The 5,092-nt window shown below is 55.3% G+C and carries 3 protein-coding genes; all 3 read left to right on the forward strand.

The genetic code is table 11. The features are described from left to right. Nucleotides 1-143: 143 nt before the first annotated feature. Entirely contained in the window at nt 144-1,022 is an 879-nt protein-coding gene (locus WCO56_28860) for a sugar phosphate isomerase/epimerase (GenBank protein MEI7733611.1), read from the forward strand. 205 nt (nt 1,023-1,227) lie between these two features. Next, nucleotides 1,228-3,003, forward strand: coding sequence for a right-handed parallel beta-helix repeat-containing protein (locus WCO56_28865; GenBank protein MEI7733612.1), 1,776 nt, complete (start codon nt 1,228-1,230; stop codon nt 3,001-3,003). Nucleotides 3,004-3,073: 70 nt separating this feature from the next. Next, nucleotides 3,074-4,495: a hypothetical protein gene (locus WCO56_28870; GenBank protein MEI7733613.1), complete on the forward strand. Its 1,422-nt coding sequence runs from the start codon at nt 3,074-3,076 to the stop codon at nt 4,493-4,495. The last annotated feature ends 597 nt before the right edge of the window (nt 4,496-5,092 follow it).

Genomic DNA, 5,092 nt, shown 5'->3' on the forward strand with positions numbered 1-5,092 from the left:
CAAAACAACAAAAAACAAAACAAAAAAACATTTACACAATTATATTTACAAAACCGGCAATCGGCGCGCATGAACACTTCGGTTTTAAATCCTACTGTCAAATCCTACTATCCAAACGGCCATAACCTTGCTAATCTCCTCCCATGAACACCGTTTTATCTCCAAGTAAAACCACGCATCACGGCCTGCTTATTTGCGCTTTGAGCCTGTTGACTGCCAGTCTAGCCACCGGAGCTCCGAAGTCCTCCCTGCCGGAAATTGGAATTGCCACCTACACTTTCCGAAACTTCACCGTGGCGGAAGCTATTCAAAAAACCAAAGAAGTCGGAGCATCAGTGATCGAATTCCATCTTTGGCAAAAACTCAGCCCAGCCCACAGTAACCAACAGTTCAACGTCAACACCCTCGGAGCTGATCAGGACTGGCTCAAGGGGCGGTTGGTAGAAGCAGGGATCAAGCCCGTGAATGCCCACACCCAGAATCCTGCCGCAGGAACGGACCCCGAAGTACATTGGCGCAAGGCGTTCACCATGGCCAAGCGTTTAGGCCTTCGCGCATTGACAGGCGAACCGCCGGGCGACCAACTCGATTTGGTGGAAAAACTGGTGAAGGAGTTTGATATCCAGTTCTGTTATCATAATCATCCCAAAGATCCCAAAAAGCCGGATTACAAAAACTGGGACCCTGCGTTGGTGTTGAGTCTGTTGAAAAACCGGGATCCGCGCATGGGTGTTTCGTTGGATACCGGGCATCTTGGCCGATCGGGTTTAGATGCCGTAAAGGCAACCCGCCTGCTCCAGGGACACATCCTTTCTGTGCATCTGAAAGATGCGAAGGAAGCCACTCCCGAGAGTATTGACGTACCTTACGGCCAGGGCGTCTCGAACATTAAAGGCGTGTTGGCAGAACTGAAGCGACAAAAATACACCAGCTATCTTGCGGTCGAATACGAACAGATCAGCGAGCATACGATGGACGACGTCAAGTATTGCATCCAGTTTATGCGGGACAATTGGAAGTAAGTCCAAATCATCCCACCGGTTGCGGATCGCGCCATTGATTACCACAACGCGACCAGTGAAAGCATTCAATGTGCCAGAAAACAAATTCCTATCAGTTCAGTTTGTCGGATTGGCTGCGAATCGGATGGCGATGCGGCCGAATTGCCCCACGGCACAACCAAACCTGGGGTGCGGTGGAATACGATGAGTTTAGGGAGCCGATGCGATGATCACATTAACGGAATGTCAGCTTTGGAGCCGTTTGTGCCTGGGTCTGTGGGTGGGGGCCGCCGCGATGGGGGCAGCGGCCGAACCGTCCGGGACCAGCGCGGCCTGCGGAGCGGCCGTACCATTCATCACCATCGAAGCGGAGGACCCGGCCAACCGAACCTCCGGGCTCGTCGTCAAGTTGAGCAAGCTCCCCAGCGGGTTGGATAATTCCCCGGAGCTGGAAGCCAGCGGGCGGGCCTACGTGGAACTGCGCCAGACGGGGGATTTCCTGGAGATTCCCAAAACGCCGGCGGGTAACGGGCTCGTCATCCGTCATTGCATCCCGGATGCGCCCCAGGGCGGGGGTATTACCGCGACGCTGGGATTATATGTCAACGGCAAGCGCCGCCAAACGCTGAGGCTCAGCTCCAAGCACAATTGGCTCTACGGTACGGGCAAGCTGGGGGAGAACGGCCAGAGCAACCAGCCCACGAAATTCCCGCACGTGTTCTGGGACGAAGCGCGCTGGATCGTCGAAGGGGGCTTGAAGGCCGGCGATTCGCTCCGGTTGCAGAAGGACGCTACGGACAACGCCGAGTTCTATCGGATTGACCTGCTGGAGCTGGAGCCGATACCCCCGCCGCTCCCCCAACCCGCCAACTCCCTGTCCATCGCCACCTATGGCGCCAAGGGACAAGACGCCACGGCGGATACCGCCGCCATTCGCAAGTGCATCGAAGAAGCCCAGGCGCAAGGCAAAACCGTGTGGCTGCCGGCGGGAACGTTCCTCCAGAATGCCGCGTTCACCGTGAGGGGCGTGCGCGTTCAGGGGGCGGGAATGTGGCACACCAGCCTGTGCAATGTGCCCGGCACGGCGCCCAAGAACTGGTCGGGCTGCGGCGGCTTTGTGCTCGCCGGCAGCAACCCCAGCGTTTCGGATCTCTATATGGACGGACTGGAAACGACCTCGCGCGGCGCGGAGGGGGCCAAGGCGTTCACGGGAGGCGGGACCAACTGGAGCGTCAGGAACGTGTGGATCGCGCACGCGCATGTGGGCTTCTGGGTGGGCGGAATCGGCGGCACGGTGTCGGGCTGCCGGGTGCGGTTCAGCTATGCCGACGGCATTAACATCAACAACGGCGGCGGCCATGGCCCGGCGCACAACATCCTGGTGGAAAATAACCATGTGCGCGGCACCGGCGACGACGGCCTGGCGATCCTCGGCGAAGCCCCGCGCAAAGGCCCGCACCAGACGCTCAACGTGACCCTGCGACACAACACAGTCGCCGCAGTCTGGTGGGGCGGCAACTGCGACCTCGCCGGCGGCAACGGTCATTTGATCGAGGACAATGTGTTCGCGGACGGTGGATCGGCGTACAACCTGGGCTTAAACCTGCCCGCGGCGTTCCCGATGTGTTCGCTGACCGGCGCGATCGTCCGGCGCAACCTGATCATACGCGGCGGGAACAACTACGCCAGCCAGCGGCGCGGCGCGATCTGGATTTATCCCGGCACCGCGTCCATCGCCAGCACGGTCATCGAAGACAACCGGATCATCGCCCCGCTCTTTCGTGGCATCCACCTGGCCGGCTCCAGTTCGCAACAGATCGTGTTCAAAGGGAATCTCATCGAGCATCCGGGGGAAGATGCGATCGTGATCGATGGCAAGGTCACCGGCAGGGGAACGTTCACCGCCAACACGGTGCGCAATCTCAACCCCGGCCGGAAGCCCCTGGCCAACAGCGCCGGCGAGAGCTACAAGCTGGTTCAAACCGGCAACTCCTGGAAATAAACCGGCGCGAGCTGAGTATTACCGCAACGCGACAAGTGAAAGTATCAACTGTACCCAAAAGCAAAGTCTTATGAGTTACATTCCTATCAGTGATCAGGCTATTTACGCCATTCTTAAACAGAATATTCTTAAGCAGAGCACGTTCCGTATCACCGCAGGCCTTATCTCGGCACTCTTCCTTTTTGTCCAACCAACGTCGGCCAAAGCCGCCCCGACCAACGACCTGACGGTTAATTTCAATCAGGAAGTCCGCACGATCAAACCGCTCATTGGATTTCTGGGTTTCTTGAAGCGAGATCAAATACCGGCTTCCCTCATTCAGGAACTCAATCCTGCGGCGTGGCGCATCGGCTGGCAATTTCCGGGCGGGCGGCCCAGTGGCCTGAATGCCACCATTGATAAAGTCCAGGCTTACGGCGCTCAATACAAGCTTTGCATAGGCGATTTGTTGAACTACAAAACCACCAATTACACTCGCTACGAAGCGGATGTCAAAGCCCTTGTCCAAGCGGTTGGGCTAACCCGCGCGAAGAACATCATCTGGGAACCCGTCAACGAACCGGATAACATCGGGGCCATAACGACACCAGGGGCTGCCAAGGGGTCTGCGGCATCCATCGCACGCTTCTACGAGATATACAAGCATTCCTTCAAGGCCTTGCGGGAGATGGACCCGACCTTGCAAATTGCCGGACCCGGTTTTTCCGGCGCCACCTATGCAAACTACACAGCGTTCCTCGAGTATTGCAAAGCGAACCATCTGGAAGTGAATGTGCTCACTTGGCACAACGCCGGATGGTATCCCAACTATCCGATCACCAAGAACAAGGGGGTTGAAAGATATGGTGAGTTTAAAGCCAATTATCCCGCACAACAAATCAAAGAAATCCATTGCGACGAATGGGGCGGGTCTCCCTGGGAGGTCATCGGCAATACGAATAACGCCAGTCAACGTCCCGGATTGGCGGTCATCTATTTCCATTATCTGGAAAATGTTTACCAACTCGATCGCGCGGGTCGAGCCAACTGGACCAGATCCACCAACACCCTTGACGACTACTTGGGCAATATCATCAGCACCAACTATGTCCCGCTCCCCGTTTACCATGTGTATCGTTATTATGGGCAGACAAAAAACCAGAAACGGGTGGTTAGTGATGGCAATTACAAATCGTTGGCGGTGCTGGCCTCCAAGGGGGTCAACGGTGCCGGCCAGAAAACCGCCGAGCTGCTGCTGGGCAGCACCGAAGGCACGACACGAACCGTGCGACTGACCCTGACAAATTTCCCCATGGCTAACTATGATTTGAAGGTGCAAGTGCTTCGCGGGACGAACCTTGGTGTCGAGTTGTTGGCAATTGATATCCCGGTGTTGAACCCTTCTGCATATACGATCAGCAATTCCGCCGGCAATGTGATAGTAACATTGGACAATGTCAAAGCGCAGGAAGCCTACCATTTTGTGTTCACCGAGCAGGTGAACCATCGGTGAGTTGCCGCAGGATTAAAACCAAAAAATGCCCAGCCAGCAATAATTGATGAAACAATGATCAAATCAATCCGGTGCCGGAATTGTTAATTGAATATCCCATGATATCAGATATATGACTGAGTTGACTATCATGTATTTTATGCCTTTGTGGCTCAAAACTGGTATGGCAATCAGAATGCCTATGGTGGCAACACGCTGGATCCTTTCCTGCGCCAGACGGCGTGACCTGCGTAGTGGATGGTTTCAAAATTTATAGCGCGCCCTGAACCATGAAACAAATCCTGATGTCCTTTTCTGCCCTGCTGGTCGCGCCGCTCACGCGCTGACCGATACGCTCAGGAATATTGGTGGTGACTCGCTTTCTGATACGCCCCGAGAATATTAGTTCGCTGCGCTCAGCGTGGAAATCAGTTCGCACTGCGCTCGGAAAAGGGGTTCGACTATAACAACGCCCTAAAAGAGACCAATTTATTGTACAGTCTGCGGCAGTTTACGCATTTGTCGGTCAACCACGAGGAATTTAGGTGTAAAACCATAGCATGGATTCCGGTGAATTGCAGGGGGTTTTTCAGCAGGTTTTTTGGACGGCTAAACCTT

Source organism: Verrucomicrobiota bacterium (genome assembly GCA_037139415.1).
Lineage (GTDB): Bacteria > Verrucomicrobiota > Verrucomicrobiia > Limisphaerales > Fontisphaeraceae > JBAXGN01.

What these genes read in the sequence shown, in the direction of transcription:
- WCO56_28870 (MEI7733613.1), top strand. Translation starts at nt 3,074, where the DNA reads ATGAGTTACATTCCTATCAGTGATCAGGCTATTTACGCCATTCTTAAA.
- WCO56_28860 (MEI7733611.1), top strand. Translation starts at nt 144, where the DNA reads ATGAACACCGTTTTATCTCCAAGTAAAACCACGCATCACGGCCTGCTT.
- WCO56_28865 (MEI7733612.1), top strand. Translation starts at nt 1,228, where the DNA reads ATGATCACATTAACGGAATGTCAGCTTTGGAGCCGTTTGTGCCTGGGT.